We start from the raw sequence: 25,218 nt of genomic DNA on the forward strand, positions 1-25,218 counted from the left end.
TTACAGCCCTATCGCCTCTTTCAAACTCTTCAGGTAGCGACGGCTGACCGGTACCGTCTGCCCGGCCCGCAGCACCAGCTCCGCCTGACCGTTCTCCTCGAGGCGGATCTCCTTCAGGTGCGCCATGTTCACCAGATACTGACGGTGGCAGCGCAGCAGCGGCGTACGGCTCTCCAGGGTGCGCAGCGTCAGCTCGGTAAAGCCCTCTTTGCCTTCGCCGCTGGTGACAAACACCCCGCTCATCCGGCTGCTGACAAAGGCCACGTCGTCCATCTGCAGGAGATAAATCCGGCTGTGGCCGGTACAGGGGATAAACTTCAGCGGCTGCTGATGCTCCGCCAGCAGGGACACATCCTGGACGTTTCGCTCCTGGCGCAGGCGGTTGAGGGTCTTTTCCAGCCGCTGCTCTTCGATAGGTTTCAGCAGATAGTCAAAGGCGTGCTCTTCAAAGGCTTTAACCGCGTACTCGTCAAAGGCGGTAAGAAACACGATATAGGGCCGATGCTCCGGGTCGAGCATCCCCACCATCTCCAGACCGCTGATGCGCGGCATCTGGATATCCAGAAACAGCACGTCGGGGCGCAGCTTGTGCACCGCCCCGATGGCTTCGATGGCGTTGGCGCACTCGCCCACAATCTCGATATCGCTCTGCTCCTGCAGCAAAAACCGCAGGTTTTCACGCGCCAGAGGCTCATCATCGACAATCAGCACGTTCATCATGCGTGTTCCTCCAGAGGCAGTCTTAAGGTTATGCGAGTAAAGCAGTCGGGCTCGCAGACGACGGTAATGCCGCAATCCTCACCAAAATGGGCGCGCAGGCGTTTATCCACCAGCCCCATCCCCAGGCCGCCGCCCTCTCTGGCGGAGGTATAGAGCCCGGCGTTGTCTTCAATATCCAGCACCAGATAGCGGTTAAAGCGGCTGGCGGTAATGGCAATTTCGCCGGTGCCCAGCAGCTGCGAAGTGCCGTGCTTAATCGCATTCTCCACGATCGGCTGCAGAGTAAAGGCCGGCAGCTGCTGCCAGGCCAGTTCGTCCGGCACCGAGAGCGTCACCTGCAGACGCGACTGGAACCGGGCCTGCTCAATCTGCAGATAGGCGTTTACGTGTTCGATCTCATCGGCCAGAGTGACGATTTCCGACGGCCGCTTCAGGTTCTTGCGGAAAAAGGTCGAGAGAAACTGCACCAGCTGCGTCGCCTGCTCGCTGTCACGGCGGATCACCGCTTTCAGCGTATTAAGCGCGTTAAACAGAAAATGCGGGTTAACCTGAGCGTGCAATAGCTTGATCTCCGACTGGGTCAGCAGCGCCTTCTGCCGCTCGTACTGCCCGGCAAGGATCTGGGCGGAGAGCAGTTGGGCAATCCCCTCCCCGAGGGTACGGTTGATAGAGCTGAACAGGCGGTTTTTCGCTTCGTACAGTTTGATGGTACCCATCACGCGCTGATTCTCGCCGCGCAGGGGGATCACCAGCGTCGAACCCAGCTTGCACTGCGGATGCAGCGAGCAGCGGTACGGCACTTCGTTACCGTCGGCGTAGACTACCTCACCGGTCTCAATGGCGCGAAGCGTATAGGTGGACGAAATCGGTCTGCCGGGCAGATGGTGATCGTCGCCGGTGCCGGTAAAGGCCAGCAGCTTTTCGCGATCGGTGATGGCAACGGCGCTGATATCCAGCTCCTGATGCAGCACCTGAGCCACCTTCATGCTGTTCTCTTCGTTAAAGCCCTGGCGCAGGATCCCCTCGGTCGAGGCCGCCACCTTCAGCGCGGTGGCCGAAAAGGCGGAGGTGTACTTTTCAAACATCGCCCGCTTGTCGAGCAGAATACGCATAAACAGCGCGGCGCCGACGGTGTTAGTGACCATCATCGGCGCGGCAATGCTGCTGACCAGATGGAGGGCATCTTCGAACGGCCGGGCAATCAGCAAAATGATCAGCATCTGCACCAGCTCGGCCACCAGGGTGACCATGCCTGCGGTGAGCGGGCTGAAGACTTTATCCGGGCGACCGCGCCGGACCATCACGCTGTGGATCAGGCCGCCGAGCAGCCCTTCGACGATGGTCGAGATCATACAGCTCAGCGCCGTCATCCCGCCCATCGAGTAGCGGTGCAGCCCCCCCGGTCAGGCCTACCAGCCCGCCGACCACCGGGCCGCCGAGCAGACCGCCCATCACCGCGCCAATCGCCCGGGTGTTGGCTATCGAGTCTTCAATGTGCAGGCCGAGATAGGTGCCGAGAATGCAGAAGATAGAGAAGGTCACGTAGCAGAGCAGCTTGTGCGGCAGGCGAACGGTGACCTGCATCAGGGGAATGAACAGGCGTGTTTTACTCATCAGCCACGCGATGACCAGAAACACACACATCTGCTGAAGCAGCAGCAACACCAGATTAAATTCGTACATGCCCACAAACCACAGCTATAAAACCGCGTAACATACACCGAAGCGCATTAACTTTCCTGGCAGCCTGAGGATAAAAATGTGTTTTCGTGCCAGGCATCACACCTTTCGCCCAATGTAATCTGAAATTCACATTCACAGGGCAAAAAAAGAGGGATCCTTCCTGGTTCGCCATTCTGCGTCTACAGTTAATCTGGGTATGTGCAAGCCGGGGGATAACATGGCGCTCTACACGATTGGGGAAGTGGCACTCCTGTGTGATATCAATCCTGTGACGTTACGCGCATGGCAACGACGTTACGGATTACTTAAACCACAGCGAACCGACGGCGGACACCGGCTGTTTACCGATGCGGATATCGACCGCATCCGTGAGATCAAGGGCTGGATCGATAACGGCGTTCAGGTCGGCAAAGTCAAAACGCTACTCAGCCCTGAGGGTCAGGAGGAACAGGACATCTGGCGCGAACAGCAGGAGGTGCTGCTGCGTTATCTGCAGTCCGGCCATCTGCATCGCCTGCGGGTGTGGCTCAAGGATCGCGGCAGCGAATACCCTGCGCAAACCCTAATTACGCACCTGTTTATTCCGTTACGCCGAAGGCTGCAGTCCCAGCAGCCGACCCTGCAGGCGCTGTTGAGTGCCCTCGACGGGGTACTGATTAACTATATCTGCATCTGTCTGGCCACCGCGCGAAAGAAGAACAGCAAGGATGCGCTGGTAGTAGGCTGGAACGTGCAGGACACCACCCGGCTGTGGCTGGAGGCGTGGATTGCCGCGCAGGATGGCTGGCGCGTCGACGTGCTGGCGCACTCGCTGGTGCAGCTGCGCCCGGAGCTGTTCGACGGGCAGACGCTGCTGGTCTGGTGCGGCGAATCCCCGACGGCGGCGCAGAAGCAGCAGCTCACCCAGTGGCAGGCGCATGGCTATCCCGTGTTCCCGCTGAAAGGCAATTAATGGTTCATTAACAGCCGCGCTTCACCGTATAATTGTCCTGTTAACATCAGGAGCACATTATGAAGGCAACCAAAGTCGCGGTTATCACCCTGTTCTTACTCATGGCCGTCAGCGGTATTGGCGGCGTGATGCTGGCAGGGTATTCGTTTATTGTCCGTGGCGGTGTCGGCTGAGGCTCTGCGCCAGCCGCTCAAACGCACGATCCACCACAATCGCCGCCAGCGCCACCAGCAGCGCACCCTGGATGATATAGGCCGTATTAAACCCGCTTAAGCCGATAATGATCGGCGTCCCCAGCGTGTTGGCCCCTACCGTTGAGGCAATGGCCGCCGTACCGATATTGATAATCACCGAGGTGCGGATCCCGGCCAGCATGACCGGCGCGGCGAGCGGCAGCTCAACGTTGCGCAGACGCTGCCAGCCGCTCATCCCCATCCCTTCCGCCACGCTGATGGCTGCTGCCGGCACTGACGCCAGCCCCGCCAGCGTCGCCTGCAGAATCGGCAGTACCCCGTAGAGGATCAGCGCGATAATCGCGGGCTGCTGTCCAAACCCCATCACCGGCACCGCAATCGCCAGCACCGCCACCGGCGGAAAGGTCTGGCCGACCGCGGCAATGGTCTCGACCAGCGGGCGAAACTCACGGCCAGCCGGGCGCGTGACCGCAATCCCGGCACCCGCCCCCAGCACGATGGCAATCAAACTTGAGATCCCCACCAGCCAGAAGTGAGACAGGGTCAGGCTGACAAAACTCTCCTGCTGATAGACCGGACGCGGCAGTTCGGGAAAGAGCGCGCTGAACAGCGGCGCGCTGTAGGGCATCACCAGCAGCAGCGCGACAAACAGCGCCACCAGCCACAGAAGCGGATCGCGTAATCGACTCATGACGCCTCCCGGGCCAGCAGATCGCGAAAATAGAGCGTGCCGCAGGGCCGATCCTGGTCATCCACCACCGGCAGGCTTTCACTGCCGCCGCTGACAAAGGCCGAGAGCGCATCCCGCAGGCTCATGGACGCCCGCAGCGGGCTCTCTCCACTGGCGGCGACCTCCCGTCGCATCGACTCACCCACCGTACGCAGCGACAGCAGGCGCACGCCCAGCTCGCTGCGGCCAAAGAACTCGCGCACGAAGGCATTCGCGGGCTGGGTCAGCAGCGTCAGCGGCGTCCCCTGCTGCACCACCCTGCCGTGATCCATCAATACCAGATGGTCCGCCAGCCGCAGGGCCTCGTCGATATCGTGGGTCACCAGAATAATGGTGCGGCCCAGAATGCGGTGGATGCGGGTCATCTCCAGCTGCAGCGCGCTGCGGGTCACCGGATCGAGGGCGCCAAAGGGTTCATCCATCAGCAGCACCTCCGGGTTAGCGGCCAGGGCACGTGCCACCCCTACCCGCTGCTGCTGCCCGCCGGAGAGCTGATGCGGAAAACGCTCGCGCAGGACCGGCTCCAGCCCCAGCAGGGCCATCAGCTCATCCACCCGATCGTTGATTTTTTGCTGGGGCCATTTTTGCAGCTGCGGCACGGTGGCGATATTGCGCGCCACCGTCCAGTGTGGAAACAGCCCGATGGACTGAATGGCATAGCCCATCCGCCGACGCAGCTCCAGCACCGGCAGGCTGCGGATCTCTTCTCCGGCAAAGCGGATCAGGCCGCTGTCGTGTTCCACCAGCCGGTTGATCATCTTCAGGGTGGTCGATTTACCGGACCCCGAGGTGCCAATCAGCACCGAAAAAGCCCCTTCGGCAAAGGTCAGGTTCAAATCGCTGACCGCGGGCTCGCCGACAAAGGTTTTATTTACATCATGGAATTCAATCATGGGTTCTCCTTCGCAGCAGGGCGATCCACAGGGCAAAAAGCGCATCCACCACCACCGCCAGCACGATGGTCGGGATCACGCCCAGCAGCACCAGATCCAGCGCGCTGCTCAGCAGCCCCTGGAACACCAGCGCCCCGAATCCTCCGGCACCGATCAACGCCGCAATGACCGCCATCCCCACCGTCTGTACCGCCACTACCCGCAGGCCGCGCAGCAGCACCGGCAGCGCCAGCGGGAGCTGGATCTGCCAGAACCGCTGGCGGGCGTTCATCCCCATCGCGTCGGCGCTCTCCAGCACCTCGGCCGGTACCTGGCTAAGCCCCGCCAGCACCCCGCGCGCCAGCGGCAGCAGGGCATAGAGCACCAGAGCGATCAGCGCCGGGGTCATGCCGGTCCCGGCAATCCCCAGGGACGACAGCCACGGCCACGCGCGGGTCAGCCCGGCGAGCGGGGCAATCAGCAGGCCAAACAGCGCCACGGAAGGCACGGTCTGAATCACGTTGAGCGCCGCAAACACCGGTCCCTGCGTCGTCTTGCGGCGATAACAGAGGATCCCCAGCGGCACACCGATCAGCAGCGCCGGTACCAGGGTTCCCACCAGCAGGGTCAGATGCTGCGCGAGGGCCGCATTAAAGACATCCTCGCGGTTGGCATACTCTTTCAGCAGGGACAAGGAATTGAGTTCGCCGCTGAATAGCAGCAGCAGCGGCAGGATCCAGATTTGCGCCTGCAGCAGCCAGCGCCAGATCGGCTGCGGGCTGAGCCGACGAATGGCATCGCTGCAGGCCAGCAGACAGAGCGCCAGCCACAGCCACAGGCCGCTGCCCACCGCGGTACGCGCCAGCGGGCTTTCGCTGGTGGCGAGGTGGGATGCTGCCAGCCCGGCACTCCAGACCAGCCCGGCGAACAGCAGTTCGCACACCACCAGCGTCGCCGCCAGCGCCCAGCGCCCGCGGGCGAGGGTTAGCCCCAGCAGCAGGCACAGCGGGAGTAACAGTAGCGCAGGGGAAAACGACCACACCTGCCAGAGGGCGCGCCCTTCCCCGGACACCAGCCGGTTAGGGGCGAAATTGACGAAAGGTAACGCGCCTGCAGCCAGGGCGATGATCGCCAGCAGCAGCAGGACGCGGTTATGACATCTTATCGGCACTGAACTGTCCTGGGGCTACTTCACCAGCCCTTTCTGCTTCAGGTAATCTGCCGCCACTTTTTTGGCATCCAGCCCCTCCACCGCAATGCTGGCATTCAGCTGTTGCAGGGTTTTCTCATCCAGACTGTCAAATACCGGCTTCAGCCACGCGTCCAGCTCCGGGTAGGCCTTCAGCACCGCTTCACGCACCACCGGCGTCGGGGCATAGATCGGCTGAACGCCTTTCGGATCGGTCAGGGTTTGCAGACCCAGCGCCGCCACCGGACCGTCGGTGCCGTAGGCCATCGCCGCGTTCACGCCCGAGGTTTGCTGGGCTGCCGCTTTGATGGTGACCGCGGTATCGCCGCCCGCCAGGGAGAGCAGCTGGCTTTGGTCCAGCTTGAAGTCGTAGGCTTTTTCAAACGCCGGCAGCGCATCCGGGCGCTCGATAAACTCCGCCGAGGCGGCGAGTTTGAAATCGCCCTTCTCTTTCAGATAGCGGCTGAGATCCTCAAGGGAGGTAAGTTTGCCTTTCTCGGCGACGTCTTTACGGACCGCGATGGTCCAGGTGTTGTTGGCCGGAGCCGGGGTGAGCCATATCAGCTTATTCTGCTCAGCATCGAGCTTTTTGACTTTCTCATATCCGGCGCTGGCATTTTTCCACGCCGGGTCGTTTTCATCTTTGAAGAAGAACGCCCCGTTGCCGGTGTATTCCGGGTAGATATCCAGCTCGCCGGAGGTGATGGCCCCGCGCACCACCGGGGTGGTACCCAGCTGCACTTTATTGACGGTTTTGACGCCGTGACTCTCCAGCACCTGCAAAATAATATTGCCGAGCAGCGCGCCTTCGGTATCAATTTTTGATCCCACCTTTACCGGCTCTGCTGCCTGCAACGGCAGACTCATCGCCGCCAGCAACACCGCAGATCCCAACATCCCCTTTGCCATCGTCATTCTGCTATCCTCATTTTTTTGCTGCCTTTTTCAGAGGCTTGAGAGAAAAGCGTAGCTTAAAACGGCGGAATTAACCGTCAAAATGCCTTTTTAGCATAAGGTAAGACGCATCCCCCGCGAGACGGGGGGGATGCAAAGGAAGGAAGATTACAGCAGCTCGAACTCACCCTTGTTCACACGGGCGGAATCGACGCCAATAAAGACGTTGAACTTGCCCGGCTCAGCGGCATATTTCATCTGCTGATTCCAGAACTTGAGCGCATCCACGTCAATCGGGAAGCTGACGGTTTTGGTTTCGCCTGGCTTCAGGTGCACCTTCTCGAAGCCACGCAGCTGTTTCACCGGACGGCTCATGGAGGCGGTCACATCCTGGACGTACATCTGGATCACCGTATCCCCTTCACGTTTGCCGCTGTTGGTCACCTCGACGCTGGCGGTAACGCTACCGTCCGCTTTCATCGTCGGAGACGACATTTTCACGTCGGAAACGGTGAAGGTGGTGTAGCTCAGGCCATAGCCAAACGGATAGAGCGGGCCATTGGCTTCGTCGAAATAGCGCGAGGTGTACTTGTTCGGTTTATCCGCGTTGTACGGACGGCCGGTGTTGAGGTGGCTGTAGTACACCGGGATCTGCCCGACGGAGCGCGGGAAGGACATCGGCAGTTTGCCCGACGGGTTGTAATCGCCAAACAGCACGTCGGCGATGGCGTTACCGCCCTCGGTACCGGCGAACCAGGTTTCCAGAATCGCGTCGGCCTGCTGGTTCTCGTCAACCAGCGCCAGCGGACGACCGTTCATCAGCACCAGCACCAGCGGTTTGCCGGTGGCTTTCAGCGCAGTAATCAGCGCCTTCTGGCTCTGCGGCAGGGTGATATCGGTACGGCTTGACGCTTCATGGGCCATGCCCTGGGCTTCACCCACTACGGCAACCACCACGTCAGACTGCTTCGCGGCGTTTACCGCCTCGTCGATCATCTCCTGCGCCGGGCGCGGATCGACCTTCACCGCCTCTTCATACTGGTTGAGGAAGGTGACGATATCGTTGTCGCTGGTGACGTTAGCGCCTTTGGCATAAATCACTTTGCCCTTGTCGCCCAGCGCGTCTTTAATGCCGGTCAACACGGTCACGGACTGATCGGCCACGCCTGCCGCAGACCAGCTGCCCATCACGTCGCGCTTGCTGTCAGCCAGCGGGCCAACCACTGCCACGGTACCGGATTTCGCCAGCGGCAGCGTGTCCAGACGGTTTTTCAGCAGCACCAGGCTTTCGCGCGCCACGTCGCGGGCTTCTTTACGATGCAAACGGCTTTCGGCGTTGGTGTCCGCCGGGTCGGACTCTTTTGGCCCCAGGTGGCTGTACGGATCGTTAAACAGCCCCATGTCATACTTCACGTTCAGCACGTGGCGCGTGGCGTCGTCCAGCTCCGCCATAGTGACTTTGCCGCTCTTCACCAGACCCGGCAGGTACTTGCTGTAGTACTCGTCGCTCATGCTCATGTTGATGCCGGACTTCAGCGCCACCCGCACCGCGTCTTCCGGATCGGATGCCGTGCCGTGCTTGATCAGCTCTTTAATCGCCCCGTGGTCAGAAACGGTGATGCCTTTAAAGCCCCACTGGTCGCGCAGCACGTCTTTCAGCAGCCAGGAATCAGAGGTCGCCGGCGTGCCGTTGAGCGAGTTCAGGGCCACCATCACCGCGCCGCTACCGGCATCAAGACCGGCTTTGTACGGCGGCATGTAGTCGTTAAACAGGCGCTGCGGGCTCATGTCGACGGTGTTGTACTCTTTACCGCCCTCTACGGCGCCATAGGCGGCGAAGTGCTTGACGCTGGTCATCACCGAGTAGCGATCGGCCGGGCTTTTACCCTGCATTGCTTCAACCATGGTTTTGCCCATGGTTGCGGTCAGATAAGTATCTTCCCCGAAGCCTTCCGAGCCACGGCCCCAACGCGGATCGCGGGAAACGTCGACCATTGGCGCCCAGGTCATGTTCAGACCGTCGTCCGCCGCTTCATAAGCGGACACGCGACCGACGGTTTTCACCGCATCGAGGTTAAAGGAGGAGGCCAGGCCGAGGCTAATCGGGAAGACGGTACGCTGACCGTGGACCACGTCATAGGCGAAGAATAACGGGATTTTCAGGTGGCTGAGTTCCATCACCTGATCCTGCATTTTGCGGATATCCTGACGGGTGACGGTGTTGAAGATCGCCCCCACCTGCCCGTTTTTAATCATCTCGCGGATGGCTTCTTTCGGATTGTCCGGCCCGACGCTGATCAGACGCAGCTGGCCGATTTTCTCGTCGACCGACATCTTTGTGAGCAGATCGGTGACAAATGCGTCGCGGGCTTCCGGCGTCAGCGGATGATTGCCAAACAGGTCGTCAGCCAGCGCGGGCTGCAGCGCCAGACTTACAGCTACCCCTACAGAACAAAGCCATTTCATCTCGTTTACTCTCTCATCAATAACCGCCGGATAGTCGCGGCCAGACCGTACGAAAAGCGCAGTGTGCCATAAACCCTGTGAACCTTGCAGGGTTTATTCTCTGATTTTTCTGGTGAATACTGGTTCGCTTAAACATTAATCGCGCTATGATTTTGGACGACGTATTCGACTGACCACAAGGGGTGGATGATGTCTTTTGAACAACCGCATAATAACACCGACTTTATTAATGACCTGACGCGACTGGTGGGACCTGCCCACCTGCTGACCGACGCCGCGAAAACCGCCCGCTACCGCAAGGGCTTTCGCTCCGGACAAGGAGACGCGCTGGCGGTGGTGTTCCCTGGCACCCTGCTGGAGCTGTGGCGGGTGCTCAGCGCCTGCGTGGCGGCAGACAAAATTATTCTGATGCAGGCGGCAAATACCGGCCTGACCGAAGGCTCCACGCCGAACGGCAACGATTACGACCGCGACATTGTGATTATCAGCACCCTGCGCCTCGACAAGCTGCATCTGCTGGACAAGGGCGAGCAGGTGCTGGCCTTCCCGGGCACCACGCTCTACTCACTGGAAAAGGCGCTGAAGCCGCTGGGCCGGGAGCCGCACTCGGTGATTGGCTCATCCTGTATCGGCGCCTCGGTGATCGGCGGGATCTGCAACAACTCCGGCGGCTCGCTGGTGCAGCGCGGCCCGGCCTACACCGAAATGTCGCTGTTCGCCCGCATTGATGAGCAGGGTAAGCTAACCCTGGTGAACCATCTGGGCATCGATCTGGGCGTTACGCCAGAGCAGATCCTCAGCAAGCTGGATGACGATCGCGTCAAGGACAGCGATGTGCTGCACGACGGACGTCACGCCCACGATCATGACTACATCAGCCGGGTGCGCGAGATCGACGCCGACACCCCGGCGCGCTATAACGCCGACCCGGATCGCCTGTTTGAATCCTCCGGCTGCGCGGGCAAGCTGGCGGTCTTCGCCGTGCGTCTCGACACCTTCCCGGCCGAGAAACGCCAGCAGGTGTTTTACATCGGCACCAACCAGCCTGAGGTGCTGACCACCATCCGCCGCCATATTCTCGGGGAGTTCACCCACCTGCCGGTCGCCGGTGAGTATATGCACCGGGATATCTACGACATTGCCGAACGCTACGGCAAAGATACCTTCCTGATGATCGACAAGCTCGGCACCGACAAGATGCCCTTCTTCTTCACCATGAAGGGGCGCACCGATGCGATGCTGGAGAAAGTGTCGCTGTTTAAGCCGCACTTTACCGACCGCTTTATGCAAAAGCTGGGCAACGCCTTCCCGGCGCACCTGCCGCCGCGGATGAAAAGCTGGCGCGATAAGTACGAGCACCACCTGCTGTTGAAGATGGCGGGCGACGGTATTGCCGAAGCGCAGACCTGGCTGAGCGAATTCTTTAAAAGCGCCGAGGGCGATTTCTTCGCCTGTACGCCTGAAGAGGGCAGCAAGGCCTTTTTACACCGTTTTGCCGCCGCCGGGGCCGCGATCCGCTATCAGGCGGTGCATGCCGACGAGGTGGAAGACATTCTGGCGCTGGACATTGCCCTGCGCCGCAACGACACCGACTGGTTCGAGAAGCTGCCGCCGGAGATCGACAGCCAGCTGGTGCATAAGCTCTATTACGGCCACTTTATGTGTTACGTCTTCCATCAGGATTACATCGTCAAAAAAGGGGTCGATGCTCACGCTCTGAAGGCGCAGATGCTAACGCTGCTGCAGGCGCGCGGCGCGCAATATCCGGCGGAACATAATGTCGGTCACATTTACGAAGCCCCGCCCGCATTAAAGCAGTTTTATCGCGCCAACGACCCAACAAACAGCATGAACCCGGGCATTGGCAAAACAACCAAGCATAAAAACTGGGAAGGGGAACCTGAAACAGTGAGTAATGACCTGCAAGCTACTGATCAAACCAGTTAGCCAGATTGGGCCCGCTGTTAAGCCCATACAAATCGTACTAGAGTAGCCACGGGTCGCCAGAGAAACTTTTTCTCTGGCTTTTTTTTGATGAGGAGCGGACATATTATGTCGGCTGTTGAAACTTTCTCCGAAACTGACGTACAGGTTCGCGATGCTGAGGCGGAGGACGCGCATGCCATTGCCGGCATCTACGCCTGGCACGTCCTTAACGGGCGCGCATCCTTTGAAGAGGTTCCCCCCTACCGTAGACGAAATGCGCCAGCGTATGAACGCGGTGACCAGCCAGGGTTTGCCGTGGCTGGTGGCACTCTATCGGGGGATTGTGGTGGGCTACTGTTATGCCACCCACTATCGCCCACGCCCTGGATACCGTTACACCATTGAAGAGTCGATTTACGTTGAGGCCAGCACGCCCGGACGCGGCTTTGGCAGCGCGCTGCTGAGCGCCCTGATTGCCCGCAGCGAAGAGGGGCCGTGGCGGCAGATGATCGCTATCGTCGGGGATGGGCCAAACAATGCTGGTTCGTTACGCCTGCATAAAAAGCACGGATTCGAAGTGGCGGGACAGCTGAGAAGCGTGGGATACAAAAAAGGGGACTGGCGCGATACGCTGATTTTGCAGCGTCCCCTCAACGACGGTGACTGGACGCTGCCGGAGTAACAGGCATTGTGCCCGGTATTGCCGGGTGGCGCTGCGCTTACCCGGCCTACAAAACCGTAGGCCCGTGCAAGCGAAGCGCCGCCGGGCGATTACAGACGACTCAATCGTTTTGCGCGGTCGCCATCTGTGCGGCCTTCTGCTTTTTATAACTCAGCGCCGCGGCCGGCACCGGCTGCGCCTTCCCGGTTTCAATCCAGGTCCGCAGACGGCTGGCGTCGGCAAAGTGGGTATATTTGCCGAAGGCATCCATCACCACCAGCGCCACCGGCTTGCCATTAAAGACCGTACGCATCACCAGGCAGTGGCCCGCGGCGTTGGTAAAGCCGGTTTTGGTCAGCTGGATATTCCAGTTGTCGCGGTAGACCAGGTGGTTGGTGTTACGAAACGGCAGGGTATAGGCCGGGTTCGAGAAGGTCGCCATCTCTTCACGCGTAGTGCTGAGCTGGCCGAGCAGCGGATACTGCTTAGTGGCAATCAGCAGTCTCGTCAGATCCTGCGCCGTCGAGACGTTATGAATCGACAGGCCGGTTGGCTCCACAAAGCGCGTCTGGACCATTCCCAATGCCTTCGCTTTCGCATTCATCGCCCGGATAAACGCGTCATAGCCGCCCGGATAGTGGTGCGCCAGGCTTGCCGCGGCGCGGTTTTCCGAGGACATCAGGGCCAGCAGCAGCATGTTTTTGCGGCTGATTTCACTGTTCAGGCGCACGCGGGAGTAGATCCCTTTCATCTCCGGCGTATGGCTGATATCAACGCGCAGTTTTTCATCCAGCGGCAGTCGTGCATCCAGCACCACCATCGCAGTCATTAATTTAGTAATCGAAGCGATCGGCCGCACCAGATTGGGGTGGCTGGAGTAGATCACTTTGTTGGTATTCAGATCGACGATCATGGCGCTACCGGAGGCAATCTCCGGCTGGGCAGCCGTAGCCACAGCGGCAGGTTTGGCGATCGCCGGGGTCGCCGCTGGCACAGCCAGCAACAGCGCAAGACTCAGTAAAGAAACGCGGAATTTCAGCATGGTGAGATTTCTGATAATTATTCATGCACGTAATAACGTACACCGCCCGGGTCATGGCGCAAACGCGGGCTGGCTAAGGCATCATAGCCGTCCGGATGCCCTGCTGCCAGTAGTTAATCGTGAACAGATGCTGCATTGCTGGCAATTACGCCAGCAATGCCGTGACCTCAGAAGAGACGGTATCCATAACCCCAAAGAATAACCGTCAGCGCCAGCAGGACCTCCAGCAACAGCACGCCGATGGCGAGCGTTGAACCGGAGAAGCTACGGCCCTCTTCTTTGTTGATACTCAGGAAGGTAGGAATGCCGATATAGAGCAGATAGCCGGTGTAACAGAGCGCCAGGGTGCCCACCAGCGCGCACAGCCAGACGATTGGATAGAGCGCCACAATCCCGCTCAGAAACAGCGGGGTCGCCACGTAACCGGCGAACACCATGCAGTGTGTCAGCGAAGGCCGCTGCGGATAGCGGCGTGCCATCCAGTAAATCACCCGCCCCATTGCCGCTACGCCCGCCAGCATTAACGCGTAAAACACCACGGCCAGCGCCAGGCCGGTCATCCACGAGAGTTTTACCACGTTGCCATCGTCGAAATCCCAGCCAATTTGCGTAGTACCAATAAACGCGCAAATGACCGGCACGGCGGCCATCAGCAACACGTGGTGCGTATAGTGATGGCTGACCGTTTCGTTTTCGCCTCTGATCACGTGCATTTCACGATCGGGATGGGAAAAGAGTCCCCAGACATGGTTCATAACGCCCCCCTTGTTGTCGGCCCGCTAGCGATAACTCAAGTATAATGCAGGCCTGAGATTATTTTTTGTACAGTATAAAAATGCCGCTGAGAGGCCGGAGTTCTGGTATGTTAATCCCTGTTAAACAGGGTCTTACAGAAAGGAGTTTCTGATGCCGGAATTCGTATTTTTCAAAAAAGGCAATAAAACCACTGCGCTTGAGAAGTCCGACGCGCAGGGTGCCGCGCTGTTGCTCGGACAGGGGTATGAAAAGCTGTTTGAAGAGGTGCTTGCCGCAGACAGCCAGCGTGCGCTGGCCCGTTTAGCCGATATCAAAAAAGAAGAAGAGATCGCCCCGTTTGCCTGGGCGACAGGCGCTATCTTTTGTGGGCTGCTCTTTGTCATTATGGCGGTCGTGGCATACCTGTTCGGCAACTAGCGTATCCTGCGCTACGCTTACCCTATGGATATCAATACTCTTATTGCACAGTATGGCTATGCCGCATTGGTTATTGGCAGCATAGCGGAAGGCGAAACCATCACCCTGCTGGGTGGCGTGGCGGCGCATCAGGGATTACTCCGTTTTCCGCTGGTGGTGGCCGCCGTGGCGCTGGGCGGGATGATCGGCGATCAGTTGCTCTACTTAATCGGAGTACGGTTTGGTCCGACGATCCTGCGCCGTTTTTCCCGCCATCAGAAGAAAATCGACCGCGCCCAACAGCTGATCCAGCGTCACCCTTACCTGTTTGTCATTGGCACCCGCTTTATGTACGGTTTCCGTATCATCGGCCCGCTGCTGATCGGCGCCAGTCGCCTGCCGCCGAAAATTTTCCTGCCGCTGAACATTGTTGGCGCTATCGCCTGGGCGCTGATCTTCACCACCTTAGGCTACGTCGGCGGTGAAGTGCTGGAGCCGTGGCTGCACTCGCTCAACCAGCACCTGCGCCACTGGATCTGGCTGATCCTGGTGGTGGTGCTGGTCGTTGCGATACGCTGGTGGCTGAAACGCCGGGATCGGCGCTAGCTTACTCCGCCGGTTTAAACTGCGGATTGCCCAGCATAAAGCCGCCATCGACGATAAAGGATTGTCCGGTGGCGTAGCTGGCGTCGCTGTCACACAGCCAGGCCACCAGGCTGGCGATCTCTTTGGTGTGCCCCGGCCTTGCCAGCGGGATATTCGGCATCGAGCCCGGCTTCACTTCGCTGTCGTCCATGTCGTTCATCGGCGTAGCGATGGCCCCGGGCGCGACGGCGTTGACCAGAATATTGTGATGCACCAGCTCCATCGCCATCGACTTGGTCAGGCCGCCGAGGGCGTGCTTGGCCGAGGTGTAGGCGCTGGCATCCGGCAGCGGGGTATGCTCATGCACCGAGGTGATGTTGACGATCCGACCGCCCTCCCCCCTGCTTCACCATCTGCCGGGCGGCAATCTGCGAGCAGAGAAACGCGCCATCGACATCGACGCTAAAAATGGATCGCCACTGGTCATACTCCATCTCCAGAAACGACGCTTTGACCATCGCCCCGGCGTTGTTGACCAGCACGTCGATACGTCCGAAGCGCTCAATCAGCCTCTCGATCGCCGACGCCCCTTCCGGCAGCTGGCTGAGATCCAGCTGGATGGCCTCTGCCCGCTGCCCCCGCGCCTCGATCTCACGACAGGTTTTCATCGCCCCTTCTTCATCCGAGTGCCAGGTGACGCCAATATCAAACCCACGCTCCGCCAGCATCAGCGCCGTGGTTTTGCCGATCCCCGAATCCGATGCCGTCACAATAGCCACACGATTGGTTGAACCCATACTCACCTCCGGAATAAATAGAAGACAAAGAGATAAGTATAGATACTTCTCACTTTCTACCCGTGCTGATAGCCGCCACCCAGCGCGGAGGTGAGCTGCAGGGTGGCATCGATGTACTGCCCCTGCAGCGTGAGTCCGGCGAGGTGTTCCTGCAGGGCGGGGATTCTGGCCTCGCTGACGCGGGTCCCGGCAATAATCCCGGCCCGGTAACGCGCCTGCGCCAGCGCCACCACCCGCGCGGCATCGGCCTCAATACTCTGCTGGTGCTGGTTTTTCGCCATTAACGTTTCGACTTCACTGGCGGTGCGGGTTACCTGATTCACCGCCTCCACTACCGCTTTGTTGTAGTTGGCAACCGACAGATTGCTCTGGGCCTGGGCGATATCGAGATTCGCATTCAGGCGTCCGCTGTCAAAAATCGGCAGGGTCAGGCCGGCGGTGACGCCCATCTGCTGCGCCGAGGAGCGGAACAGATCGCTCAGATGCAGCGCATCCTGCTGCAGAAACGCCATCAGGTTCACGTCGGGATAAAACGCTGCTTTCGCCGCATCTACCTCATGCAGGGAGGCCTCGATATACCAGTGGGCCTCCTGCAGATCGGGGCGTCGGGCCAGCAGTTGATAGCCCAGCGAGGAAGGCAGCCTGGTTTCGACGGTGGGTAAGGCGTGCGGGATGAGGGTGATCGACGGGGTATTGGTAAGGGCTTCCAGACGCGCGGCAATGGCTTTCATGTTGCCGTTCACCTCCGCCAGCCGCTCCTCGGTTTTACTGGCATTGATATCGGTTTCGACCCCTTCCACTGAGGAGGTGATCCCATGCTGGTACAGCTCCCGGTCGGTGCGAATAATATTCTCCTGCTCCTGCTTGATGGCGGTTAATACCTTCCCGGCCGCAGCCTGGGTCTGCCACTCCCAGTAGAGACGCGCCACGCTGGTGGCCAGCAGCTGGCGGGTCTGCTGCAGCTCCGCCTGTTGGGCGTTGACCTTACCGATGCGGGCTTCAACCTGGGCGCGATTTTTGCCCCACAAATCGAGATCCCAGCCGGCGGTCAGGCCAAAGGTGCCGTTGGTGTACCAGGGGCCGGTGGTGCCGGCCGCCGGATCGGTGATTGCAAAGGGCCCCATCAGCCCTTCGGCGGACATTTTTTGCCGTTCAGCATCGGCAGAAAAATGCATTTCCGGCCCGCCGTTGGCGCTCGCCATTTTGGCCTGGGCTTCGGCAAGGGCAATGCGCTGCCGGGCAATTTGCATATCCGGGGCGTCGGCCTGGGCTTTGACGATCAGGGCCGTCAGCTGCGGATCGTGGAAATCCTCCCACCACGTATTTTTTGGCCATTGCCCGGTTGCGAGCCCGGTCTCTATTCTTGCGGCGGGGATCTGTTGATTCAGCGATGCCGCCGGATCGTGATGAGGTGCACAGGCAACCAGAAAAAGGGAAACAGGCAGGCAGAGGCAGTAAAAACGTGAAGGTTTCATTGGGTTATTCACATAAAAAAAGAAGGCTGCAAAATACGCCCGCTGCGCTTCAATTTTTTAGGAATCGATGGCAATCCACACTTTGTCATACCTTTACACAGACAGAAAAGGCACCCGGGGTTGCCGGGCGCCCATGCGGTCATCAGGCTTTCAGCGAAGCGCCTTTGGTCGCAATCACCTCCTGATACCAGTAAAAACTTTTCTTGCGGCTGCGCGCCAGGGTACCGGCCCCGCTGTCGTCACGATCGACATAGATAAAACCGTAGCGTTTCGAGAGCTCGGCTTTGGAGGCGCTCACCAGATCGATCGGCCCCCAGCTGGTATAGCCCATCACCTCCACGCCGTCGTCAATCGCCTCGCGTACCTGCACCAGATGGTCGTTGAGGTAGCTGATGCGGTAATCATCCTGCACCACGCCGTCGGCGTCCGGCTTGTCCTTCGCCCCCAGACCGTTCTCCACAATAAACAGCGGCTTCTGATAGCGATCCCAGAGCACGTTCAGCAGAGTGCGCAGGCCAACCGGGTCGATCTGCCAGCCCCACTCTGAACTGGCCAGATGCGGGTTCGGCACCATGCTGAGGATGTTGCCGCGCGCCTGCTGGTTCAGCGCTTCGTCGGTAGTCACGCAGCCGGTCATGTAGTAGCTGAAGGAGATAAAGTCGATGGTCGACTTCAGCGCTTCGCGATCCGCGTCGGTGATTTCAAGCTGAATGCCGTTATCGCGGAAGAAGCGCAGCATATAGCCCGGGTAGGCCCCGCGGCACTGCACGTCGCCGAAGAACTGCCAGGCGCGGTTCTCCTGCAGGGCTTCCAGCACGTCGTCCGGCTTGCAGGTCAGCGGATAGACCAGGCCGCCCAGCAGCATGTTGCCGATTTTGGCGTCCGGGACGATCTCATGGCAGGCTTTCACCGCCAGGGCGCTCGCCACCAGCTGATGGTGGATCGCCTGATAGACTTCCGCCTTGCTGCTGGTTTCCGGCAGGCCAACGCCGGTCATCGGCGCGTGCAGGGACATGTTGATTTCGTTAAAGGTGAGCCACAGCTTCACCTTGTGCTGATAGCGGGCAAAGACGGTGCGGGCGTAGCGTTCGAAGAAGCCAATCACCTGACGGCTGCCCCAGCCGCCATACTGCTTCACCAGCCCCCACGGCATCTCGTAGTGCGAGAGGGTCACCAGCGGGGTGATGTTGTGCGCCGCCAGCTCGTCAAACAGCCTGTCGTAGAAGGCCAGTCCGGCCTCGTTCGGCTCCTGCTCGTCACCGTTCGGGAAGATACGCGTCCAGGCAATGGAGACGCGCAGGCAGCTGAAGCCCATCTCGGCGAAGAGTGTGATGTCCTCCGGGTAGCGATGATAGAAGTCGATCGCCACGTCCTTGATGCCGCTGTCGCCCGCCACGCGCTCCACCACCGGGCCAAACACCCCCTGCGGCTGCACGTCAGAGGTAGACAGTCCTTTGCCATCGTCCAGGTAAGCCCCTTCTACCTGATTCGCGGCAACCGCGCCGCCCCATAAGAAATCGTCCGGGAAAGTTTTCATTCGGTTCTCCTGTTATTGATGGCTGACGCAAAGCAACGGCGCGCCGGCCTGGACGGCGGTCGCCGCCACGGTCGCCACATCACGATAGTCGTCGCTATTGCTGATAATAATCGGGGTCGCCAGATCGTATCCGGCATCAAGAATCGCCTGGCGGTCGAACTCCAGCAGCAGATCGCCCGGCTGTACTTTGTCACCCACCTTCACGTGGGCGGTAAACGGCTTGCCGTCGAGCTTCACGGTGTCGATTCCGACGTGGATCAGCACCTCGATGCCGCTGTCGCTCAGCAGGCCGATGGCATGTTTCGTGGCAAATATCGAGGCCACTTCCCCGGCAAAGGGGGCTATCACTTTGTTGTCGGCAGGAATGATCGCCGCCCCCTGGCCGAGCAGGCCGCTGGCGAAAGTAGCATCCGGCACCTGGTCCAGGGCCAGCACCGTACCGCGCATCGGAGAGAGCACCGTAGCTTCATCGACGTTAGCCGCCACCGTGGCAATGGCCGGGGCCGGACTGGCGGGCATGCCGACAATCAGGGTCAGCGCGCAGCTCAGCACCAGCGCCACCACCATACCCGCGATCCCGCCCCACAGCGTGGCGTCCACCCCGCCCGGCGGGATCATCTGCGCGATGGTAAAGATATTGCCGAAGCCAAAGGAGTAAACGTGGGTGTCGAAGAAACCGACAATCGCGCCGCCGACCGCCCCGGCCACGCAGCCAAAGATAAAGGGACGACGCAGGGGCAGGTTCACGCCATAGACCGCCGGTTCGGTGATCCCGAATATCCCGGCCGTGACCGAGGAGCCCGCCAGCATTTTCAGCCGTGTATCCCGGGTGCGCAGGAACACGCCGAACGCAGCTCCCACCTGGCCCATCACCGCCGGGAGCAGCATCGGCAGCATGGAGTCATGGCCCAGCACGGCGAGGTTATTGATCATCAGCGGTACCAGCCCCCAGTGCAGGCCGAAGATGACGCACACCTGCCACACCGCCCCCATCGCCGCGCCCGCCAGCCACGGCGCCAGCACGTAGATCCACTGATAGCCGTTCGCCAGCATCTGGCTGAGCCAGGTGGCTACCGGGCCGATCGCCAGGAAGGTCAGCGGCACCGTGACGCCGAGGCAGATCAGCGGGGTGAAGAAATTTTTCATCGCCGACGGCAGGCGTTTGCTGCCCTGCTTCTCCAGCCAGCAGCTCACCCAGGCGGCGAGGATGATCGGAATGACCGACGAGCTGTAGTTAAACCAGGTCACCGGAATGGCGAGGAAGGCATTGGCCGCCGCGCCCGCCTGCTGGCTGGCCTCGAAGGCCTGAATCATGGTCGGATGCACCAGCGCCCCGCCAATCACCATGGTGATAAACGGGTTGCCGCCAAACTTTTTCCCGGCGGTGTAGCCCAGCACCAGCGGGAAGAAGAAGAACAGCGCGTCACTGGTGGCAAACCAGATTTTGTAGGTGCCGCTGTCGGTGGTGAGCCAGCCGCACACCACCGCCAGCGCCAGCATCCCCTTCAGGATCCCCGAGGCGGCGAGGACGCCGATAAAGGGGGTAAAGATGCCGGAGACAATGTCGATCAGCTGGCCGCCGAGGCTGGTTTTTTCGCCTTTATCTTCTGCGGCGGCAGGCGCGTCGTCACCCAGCCCCGCCTCCTGATTCACCGCCTGCCAGACGTCGTGGACGTGGTTGCCAATCACCACCTGGAACTGGCCGCCGCTTTCGACCACCATGATCACGCCGGGATTTTTCTTCAGCCCCTCGGCATCCGCACGCTGCGCATCTTTCAGCTTGAAACGCAGCCGGGTCGCGCAGTGAACCAGGCTGACAATGTTCTCTTTGCCGCCAACGTGGCCGAGAATATCCTTCGCCAGTGCTTGATATTCCATCTCTGTTTCCTTCTTCACTGCCCGCAGGCAGGGTTTGACTGAGTCGTAAAAACAAAAAAACCCGAGGACGACGCCCTTTCGGGAGCCGCGCTCAGGTTTTGCCTGCACAGTGCAGTAACAATCCGTTTTTTGGGGACTTAGCGCCCCTCTTTTCTCACACGCTCAATATGAATGGTGAGAAACATAATCTCTTCAGTAGTCAGCTCGCGCTGATAACTCTTTTGCAGATGCCGGGCGATCTTCTCGGCGCACACCCAGGCTTTACCGTAGTTCTCTTTTACCGCCGAGTGCAGCGTGGCATCGTCATCCTCGACCACGGTACGAGTCAGCATCCGCTGGGCGAAAAACTTCAGATGGGTGACGAAGCGCTGATAGCTTAGCGACTCCTCGTCATACTCCAGCTGCAAACTGTATTTCACCAGCTGCAGGATCTCCTGCATCACGCGGGTGACATGCATGACCTCCGGCATCTCGCTGTGCAGCTGGGCAGTGACCAGATGCAGCGCGATAAACCCGGCTTCATCTTCGCCCAGCTCCACGTCCAGCCGTTTAGCCGTTTAGCCGTTTAGCCGTTTAGCCGTTTAGCCGTTTAGCCGTTTAGCCGTTTAGCCGTTTAGCCGTTTAGCCGTTTAGCCGTTTAGCCGTTTAGCCGTTTAGCCGTTTAGCGATGATAGCCCGCGCCTGCTGGCCCAGCTCAAACTCTTTCGGGTAGAGCCGCTTAATATCCCACAGCAGCACGTTTTTGATCGCCAGCCCCTTCTTCTGCCGCTCAATCGCAAAGTAGCAGTGGTCGGTTAAGGTGATGTACAAACTCTCCTGCAGTTTCCCCAGCCGCTGCGCCGCCAGCCCGATAATACGGTCGCAGGTGGTCATCACTTCCAGCGGGATCTGGCTGAGTAACTCTCCCAGCCGCTGCACCAGCTCGTCGCTTTGCAGGGCAAACACTTTCTCGATGTTCTCTTTCGGGACAAGGTCGCCGGGGTGCTTTTGAAAGGCCAGCCCACGGCCCATCACCACCTGTTCGCGCCCCTGCTCATCCAGAACAACCACCACATTGTTATTCAGTATTTTGGCGATTTTCATTCCATGCCCCAGAAACAAAAAAACCTGACCTCCGGCAGATGCCAGAAAATCAGGTTTTGCCTGCCGCAGCAGTAACAATCCAGTTAGCGCACTTTACCAGTTTCGTTCGATGCCACAATGCGCCCCGCTGAAAAACGTGACGCAGATCGACCCTGGCCTATTTTGCCTGAATGACCCGGGCGATCTCCGCCGAGGATTGCAGGGCGCGGATCTCCTGAAACAACTCCAGGGCGTCGTCGTACTCTTTACGCAGGTAGCTCAGCCACTGCTTGATGCGCGCCACGTGGTACAGACCGGTGTCGCCCTGCTTTTCGAGGCGGGTGTACTTCTTCAGCAGGGTCACTACCTCCGGCCAGGGCATACGCGGCTCGTTGTATTTGATCACCCGACTGAGGTTTGGCACGTTCAGCGCCCCGCGCCCGATCATGATTGAATCGCAGCCGGTCTCCGCCATACAGGCCAGCGCGCTTTCGCGATCCCAGATCTCGCCGTTAGCCACCACCGGAATCGTCAGCCGCTGACGGATCTGGCCGATGGCCTGCCAGTTAATGCGCTCGGCTTTGTAGCCGTCCTCTTTGGTGCGGCCATGAACCACCAGCTCGCTGGCCCCCGCCTGCTGGACCGCATCGGCAATTTCAAACTGCCTGTCGCCGCTGTCCCAGCCCAGACGCACCTTTACCGTGACCGGCAGATGGGAGGGCACCGCCTCGCGCATCGCTTTCGCGCCGCGGTAGATCAGCTCCGGATCCTTCAGCAGCGTGGCCCCGCCGCCGCTGCCGTTAACCATTTTCGACGGACAGCCGCAGTTTAAATCTACGCCCCAGGAGCCCAGCTCAACGGCGCGGGCGGCGTTTTCCGCCAGCCACTCGGGATATTGCCCGAGCAGTTGCACCCGCACCAGGGTGCCAGAAGGCGTACGACTCTGGTGATGCAGCTCCGGACAGAGTCTGTAAAACGATTTTACCGGCAACAACATATCCACCACCCGCAGGAACTCAGTGATGCAGTGGTCATAATCGTTAACGTCGGTCAGCAGCTCACGCACCAGCGAATCGAGCACGCCTTCCATCGGTGCCAGTAATACACGCATATCAGTACCCGTAAAAAAAGACGCGCTATAGTAGCCGCTCCCGCCAAAGGTGGAAAGCGTCAGGGAGGATATGCGTGTGGGTGACGATTTTATTCGGGGATCGTCTCTTCGGGGCGCAGGGTCAGCACCTCAAACCCGTCCGCCGTCACGGCGATGGTGTGTTCCCATTGTGCCGAGAGCTTTTTGTCACGGGTCACTACCGTCCAGCCGTCCTTCTTGGTTTTGATGCGGCTGTCACCCTGATTGATCATCGGTTCGATGGTAAAGACCATCCCTTCCTGCAACACCGGGCCTTCGCCGGGTTTGCCGTAATGCAGGATCTGCGGCTCTTCGTGCATCTCCTTGCCAATGCCGTGGCCGCAATATTCGCGCACCACGCTGTAACCCTGGCTCTCGACGTAGGACTGAATGGCGTGGCCAATATCGCCCAGCGTGGCACCCGGTTTGACGGCCTTAATCCCCTTCCACATCCCCTCGTAGGTCGCTTTCACCAGCCGGCGGGCCAGGGGCGAAACGTCGCCAATAAGATACATTTTACTGGAGTCGGCGATCATGCCCGCGTTTTCGAGAGTGATGTCGACGTTCACGATGGTGCCCGACTTGAGATGCTCTGACTCCTTCGGGATCCCGTGGCAGACCACGTCGTTCACCGAGGTGTTCAGCACGTAAGGGTAGTCATACTGCCCTTTGCTGGCCGGACGGGAGTGAAGCTGCTCGACGATAAACGCCTCTGCGCGGTTGTTGATCTCCATGGTTGATACGCCAGGCTTAATAAACTCGTCCAGCATGGTGAACACGGAGGCCAGCAGTTCGCCCGCGTGACGCTGGCGGGCCAGCTCATCGGCGGTTTTAATGAGAATTGATGGCATTGTTTACCTCCAGTAAAGGGTCGGAGCCTGATTTCAGCATCATTATCTTTGTCTGTGGATCGTATAGTGTCAGCGCCGCGTTGTCTCCTGCGGTTTGGGGAAATGCCCAAGGTTCCAGAAAGTAATGTCTGGTATGCTCAAAAGTCATGATGTGATCCGTAGCACGTTTCCGGTTTTAATTGTATGATGAATGCGTTCCATTAAGGACTTTCACCATGAAGAAATCACTGATCGTTGTCTGGCAGTACCTGCGCGCCTTCATCCTGATTTATGCCTGCCTGTATGCAGGGATTTTTCTCGCCTCCCTGCTGCCCATCACCATCCCCGGCAGCATTATTGGCATGCTGATCCTGTTTGTCCTGCTCGCGCTGCAAATCCTTCCGGCAAAATGGGTTAAGCCCGGCTGCTCGGTGCTGATCCGCTATATGGCGCTGCTGTTTGTGCCGATTGGCGTGGGGGTGATGCAGTATTACGACCTGCTGAGCGCGCAGTTTGGCCCGATATTTGTTTCCTGCACTATCAGTACGCTGGTGGTGTTTTTAGTGGTGAGCTGGAGCACACATCTGGCGCATGGGGAACGTAACGTGGTTGGGCAAAAAGGACAGAAAAAATGATGGCCAATATCTGGTGGTCGCTGCCGCTTACCGTGGCAGTATTCTTCGCCGCCCGCAAGCTGGCAGTGCGCCTGAAGTTCCCGCTGCTTAATCCCCTGCTGGTAGCGATGGTGGTGATTATTCCGTTCCTGCTGTTGACCGGCATTCCCTACGCAAAATATTTCCAGGGCAGCAAGGTCCTCAACGATCTGCTCCAGCCTGCGGTGGTCGCGCTGGCGTTTCCGCTGTATGAGCAGCTGCACCAGATCCGCGCCCGCTGGAAATCCATCATTACCATCTGCCTGATCGGTAGCGTGGTGGCGATGATCACCGGCACCTCGGTGGCGCTGCTGATGGGGGCGACCCCGGAAATTGCGGCCTCTATTTTACCTAAATCGGTAACTACCCCGATCGCCATGGCGGTGGGCGGCAGCCTCGGCGGCATCCCGGCGATCAGCGCCGTATGCGTCATTTATGTCGGTATTCTCGGGGCGGTATTAGGCCATACGCTGCTGAACGCCATGCGCATCCGCACCAAATCGGCACGTGGTCTGGCGATGGGCACCGCATCCCACGCCCTCGGTACCGCCCGCTGCGCGGAGCTGGATTATCAGGAAGGGGCCTTTAGCTCCCTGGCGCTGGTGATCTGCGGGATCATGACCTCGCTGATTGCACCGTTCCTGTTCCCGATTATTCTGGCGGTAATGGGCTAAAATTTGCGACGCGTCGCGCATTTTTCATTTGAGTTTCATAAGTTGCACACATAATGAGATCTGAGTCACATATAAAGCCTCAACGGCTCCGTACACTACCGATCCATTAACCTTTAT

At 59.5% G+C, this 25,218-nt stretch carries 20 protein-coding genes and 5 pseudogenes; 8 read left to right on the forward strand and 17 right to left on the reverse strand.

The window, feature by feature from the left end:
* The gene (gene btsR / locus AAHB66_RS15560; protein ID WP_106995315.1) at positions 1–720 is read right to left on the reverse strand and encodes a two-component system response regulator BtsR; all 720 of its coding nucleotides are present in this window, start codon (positions 718–720) and stop codon (positions 1–3) included.
* Positions 717–2,403: pseudogene (locus AAHB66_RS15565) on the reverse strand (sensor histidine kinase). The gene btsR and the pseudogene AAHB66_RS15565 overlap by 4 nt, the downstream one beginning before the upstream one ends.
* Before the next feature lie 217 nt (positions 2,404–2,620).
* Here AAHB66_RS15565 and mlrA point away from each other — a divergent pair.
* The gene (mlrA, locus tag AAHB66_RS15570) at positions 2,621–3,355 is read left to right on the forward strand and encodes an HTH-type transcriptional regulator MlrA (protein ID WP_347113524.1); all 735 of its coding nucleotides are present in this window, start codon (positions 2,621–2,623) and stop codon (positions 3,353–3,355) included.
* A gap of 59 nt (positions 3,356–3,414) precedes the next feature.
* Positions 3,415–3,528, forward strand: coding sequence for a protein YohO (locus AAHB66_RS15575; RefSeq protein ID WP_333848877.1), 114 nt, complete (start codon positions 3,415–3,417; stop codon positions 3,526–3,528).
* Here the strand turns inward: AAHB66_RS15575 and AAHB66_RS15580 are convergent.
* From AAHB66_RS15580 to bglX, 5 genes are all read right to left on the reverse strand, one after another.
* A complete protein-coding gene (locus AAHB66_RS15580) occupies positions 3,503–4,240 on the reverse strand; it encodes an ABC transporter permease (protein WP_347113525.1) in 738 nt (245 codons plus the stop codon). The two genes, AAHB66_RS15575 and AAHB66_RS15580, sit on opposite strands and share 26 nt — an antisense overlap.
* Positions 4,237–5,172 carry an ABC transporter ATP-binding protein gene (locus tag AAHB66_RS15585; protein ID WP_347113526.1) on the reverse strand — a complete coding sequence of 312 codons (936 nt, stop codon included), beginning with the start codon at positions 5,170–5,172 and terminating at the stop codon, positions 4,237–4,239. The genes AAHB66_RS15580 and AAHB66_RS15585 overlap by 4 nt, the downstream gene beginning before the upstream one ends.
* Positions 5,165–6,322 carry an ABC transporter permease gene (locus AAHB66_RS15590; protein ID WP_347113527.1) on the reverse strand — a complete coding sequence of 386 codons (1,158 nt, stop codon included), beginning with the start codon at positions 6,320–6,322 and terminating at the stop codon, positions 5,165–5,167. Before AAHB66_RS15590 ends, AAHB66_RS15585 begins: the two co-directional genes overlap by 8 nt.
* Before the next feature lie 15 nt (positions 6,323–6,337).
* Positions 6,338–7,255 (reverse strand): ABC transporter substrate-binding protein, encoded by a 918-nt coding sequence (locus AAHB66_RS15595; RefSeq protein ID WP_347113528.1) that lies wholly within the window; start codon positions 7,253–7,255, stop codon positions 6,338–6,340.
* Positions 7,256–7,402: 147 nt separating this feature from the next.
* A complete protein-coding gene (gene bglX / locus AAHB66_RS15600) occupies positions 7,403–9,700 on the reverse strand; it encodes a beta-glucosidase BglX (RefSeq protein WP_347113529.1) in 2,298 nt (765 codons plus the stop codon).
* Between the two features lie 189 nt (positions 9,701–9,889).
* Between bglX and dld the strand changes: the two genes are divergently transcribed.
* Together dld and AAHB66_RS15610 are read left to right on the forward strand one after the other, a co-directional pair.
* Positions 9,890–11,647, forward strand: coding sequence for a D-lactate dehydrogenase (dld, locus tag AAHB66_RS15605; protein WP_347113530.1), 1,758 nt, complete (start codon positions 9,890–9,892; stop codon positions 11,645–11,647).
* A gap of 105 nt (positions 11,648–11,752) precedes the next feature.
* Positions 11,753–12,308, forward strand: a pseudogene (locus AAHB66_RS15610) (N-acetyltransferase family protein).
* Between the two features lie 100 nt (positions 12,309–12,408).
* Here AAHB66_RS15610 and pbpG read toward each other — a convergent pair.
* Together pbpG and AAHB66_RS15620 are read right to left on the reverse strand one after the other, a co-directional pair.
* On the reverse strand, positions 12,409–13,329 hold the full coding sequence (gene pbpG / locus AAHB66_RS15615; protein ID WP_347113531.1) for a D-alanyl-D-alanine endopeptidase: 921 nt from the start codon (positions 13,327–13,329) through the stop codon (positions 12,409–12,411).
* A gap of 167 nt (positions 13,330–13,496) precedes the next feature.
* Positions 13,497–14,084 (reverse strand): Yip1 family protein, encoded by a 588-nt coding sequence (locus AAHB66_RS15620; RefSeq protein ID WP_347113532.1) that lies wholly within the window; start codon positions 14,082–14,084, stop codon positions 13,497–13,499.
* A gap of 151 nt (positions 14,085–14,235) precedes the next feature.
* On the opposite strand from AAHB66_RS15620, the gene AAHB66_RS15625 reads away from it, so the two are divergent.
* Positions 14,236–14,502: a hypothetical protein gene (locus AAHB66_RS15625; protein WP_347113533.1), complete on the forward strand. Its 267-nt coding sequence runs from the start codon at positions 14,236–14,238 to the stop codon at positions 14,500–14,502.
* A gap of 24 nt (positions 14,503–14,526) precedes the next feature.
* Positions 14,527–15,087 carry a DedA family protein gene (locus tag AAHB66_RS15630; protein WP_347113534.1) on the forward strand — a complete coding sequence of 187 codons (561 nt, stop codon included), beginning with the start codon at positions 14,527–14,529 and terminating at the stop codon, positions 15,085–15,087.
* A 1-nt stretch (position 15,088) separates the two neighbouring features.
* Here the strand turns inward: AAHB66_RS15630 and AAHB66_RS15635 are convergent.
* From AAHB66_RS15635 to map, 8 genes and pseudogenes are all read right to left on the reverse strand, one after another.
* Positions 15,089–15,863, reverse strand: a pseudogene (locus tag AAHB66_RS15635) (SDR family oxidoreductase).
* A gap of 56 nt (positions 15,864–15,919) precedes the next feature.
* Positions 15,920–17,338 (reverse strand): multidrug resistance outer membrane protein MdtQ, encoded by a 1,419-nt coding sequence (gene mdtQ, locus AAHB66_RS15640; RefSeq protein WP_347113535.1) that lies wholly within the window; start codon positions 17,336–17,338, stop codon positions 15,920–15,922.
* 142 nt (positions 17,339–17,480) lie between these two features.
* Complete coding sequence (gene ascB / locus AAHB66_RS15645; protein WP_347113536.1) at positions 17,481–18,875, reverse strand: 6-phospho-beta-glucosidase; 1,395 nt, start codon at positions 18,873–18,875, stop codon at positions 17,481–17,483.
* 12 nt (positions 18,876–18,887) lie between these two features.
* A complete protein-coding gene (bglF, locus tag AAHB66_RS15650; protein ID WP_347113537.1) occupies positions 18,888–20,753 on the reverse strand; it encodes a PTS beta-glucoside transporter subunit IIABC in 1,866 nt (621 codons plus the stop codon).
* A gap of 137 nt (positions 20,754–20,890) precedes the next feature.
* Positions 20,891–21,307, reverse strand: a pseudogene (locus AAHB66_RS15655) (PRD domain-containing protein); the annotation flags it as partial.
* 100 nt (positions 21,308–21,407) lie between these two features.
* Positions 21,408–21,836: pseudogene (locus AAHB66_RS15660) on the reverse strand (CAT RNA binding domain-containing protein); the annotation flags it as partial.
* 157 nt (positions 21,837–21,993) lie between these two features.
* Positions 21,994–22,926 (reverse strand): tRNA dihydrouridine(16) synthase DusC, encoded by a 933-nt coding sequence (gene dusC / locus AAHB66_RS15665; RefSeq protein ID WP_347113538.1) that lies wholly within the window; start codon positions 22,924–22,926, stop codon positions 21,994–21,996.
* 89 nt (positions 22,927–23,015) lie between these two features.
* Positions 23,016–23,795 carry a type I methionyl aminopeptidase gene (gene map, locus AAHB66_RS15670; RefSeq protein ID WP_347113539.1) on the reverse strand — a complete coding sequence of 260 codons (780 nt, stop codon included), beginning with the start codon at positions 23,793–23,795 and terminating at the stop codon, positions 23,016–23,018.
* 215 nt (positions 23,796–24,010) lie between these two features.
* Between map and AAHB66_RS15675 the strand changes: the two genes are divergently transcribed.
* Together AAHB66_RS15675 and AAHB66_RS15680 are read left to right on the forward strand one after the other, a co-directional pair.
* Positions 24,011–24,409: a CidA/LrgA family protein gene (locus AAHB66_RS15675; protein ID WP_347113540.1), complete on the forward strand. Its 399-nt coding sequence runs from the start codon at positions 24,011–24,013 to the stop codon at positions 24,407–24,409.
* A complete protein-coding gene (locus AAHB66_RS15680) occupies positions 24,406–25,101 on the forward strand; it encodes a CidB/LrgB family autolysis modulator (protein WP_225758403.1) in 696 nt (231 codons plus the stop codon). Before AAHB66_RS15675 ends, AAHB66_RS15680 begins: the two co-directional genes overlap by 4 nt.
* The last annotated feature ends 117 nt before the right edge of the window (positions 25,102–25,218 follow it).

The sequence above is a fragment of the Leclercia sp. S52 genome, assembly GCF_039727615.1.
In the GTDB taxonomy this organism is placed as follows: Bacteria; Pseudomonadota; Gammaproteobacteria; order Enterobacterales; family Enterobacteriaceae; genus Enterobacter; species Enterobacter adecarboxylatus_B.

Bases quoted from the DNA above. Each gene is read 5' to 3' on its own strand.
- btsR (WP_106995315.1), bottom strand. From the start codon at position 720: ATGATGAACGTGCTGATTGTCGATGATGAGCCTCTGGCGCGTGAAAAC.
- mlrA (WP_347113524.1), top strand. From the start codon at position 2,621: ATGGCGCTCTACACGATTGGGGAAGTGGCACTCCTGTGTGATATCAAT.
- AAHB66_RS15575 (WP_333848877.1), top strand. From the start codon at position 3,415: ATGAAGGCAACCAAAGTCGCGGTTATCACCCTGTTCTTACTCATGGCC.
- AAHB66_RS15580 (WP_347113525.1), bottom strand. From the start codon at position 4,240: ATGAGTCGATTACGCGATCCGCTTCTGTGGCTGGTGGCGCTGTTTGTC.
- AAHB66_RS15585 (WP_347113526.1), bottom strand. From the start codon at position 5,172: ATGATTGAATTCCATGATGTAAATAAAACCTTTGTCGGCGAGCCCGCG.
- AAHB66_RS15595 (WP_347113528.1), bottom strand. From the start codon at position 7,255: ATGACGATGGCAAAGGGGATGTTGGGATCTGCGGTGTTGCTGGCGGCG.
- bglX (WP_347113529.1), bottom strand. From the start codon at position 9,700: ATGAAATGGCTTTGTTCTGTAGGGGTAGCTGTAAGTCTGGCGCTGCAG.
- dld (WP_347113530.1), top strand. From the start codon at position 9,890: ATGTCTTTTGAACAACCGCATAATAACACCGACTTTATTAATGACCTG.
- pbpG (WP_347113531.1), bottom strand. From the start codon at position 13,329: ATGCTGAAATTCCGCGTTTCTTTACTGAGTCTTGCGCTGTTGCTGGCT.
- AAHB66_RS15620 (WP_347113532.1), bottom strand. From the start codon at position 14,084: ATGAACCATGTCTGGGGACTCTTTTCCCATCCCGATCGTGAAATGCAC.
- AAHB66_RS15625 (WP_347113533.1), top strand. From the start codon at position 14,236: ATGCCGGAATTCGTATTTTTCAAAAAAGGCAATAAAACCACTGCGCTT.
- AAHB66_RS15630 (WP_347113534.1), top strand. From the start codon at position 14,527: ATGGATATCAATACTCTTATTGCACAGTATGGCTATGCCGCATTGGTT.
- mdtQ (WP_347113535.1), bottom strand. From the start codon at position 17,338: ATGAAACCTTCACGTTTTTACTGCCTCTGCCTGCCTGTTTCCCTTTTT.
- ascB (WP_347113536.1), bottom strand. From the start codon at position 18,875: ATGAAAACTTTCCCGGACGATTTCTTATGGGGCGGCGCGGTTGCCGCG.
- bglF (WP_347113537.1), bottom strand. From the start codon at position 20,753: ATGGAATATCAAGCACTGGCGAAGGATATTCTCGGCCACGTTGGCGGC.
- dusC (WP_347113538.1), bottom strand. From the start codon at position 22,926: ATGCGTGTATTACTGGCACCGATGGAAGGCGTGCTCGATTCGCTGGTG.
- map (WP_347113539.1), bottom strand. From the start codon at position 23,795: ATGCCATCAATTCTCATTAAAACCGCCGATGAGCTGGCCCGCCAGCGT.
- AAHB66_RS15675 (WP_347113540.1), top strand. From the start codon at position 24,011: ATGAAGAAATCACTGATCGTTGTCTGGCAGTACCTGCGCGCCTTCATC.
- AAHB66_RS15680 (WP_225758403.1), top strand. From the start codon at position 24,406: ATGATGGCCAATATCTGGTGGTCGCTGCCGCTTACCGTGGCAGTATTC.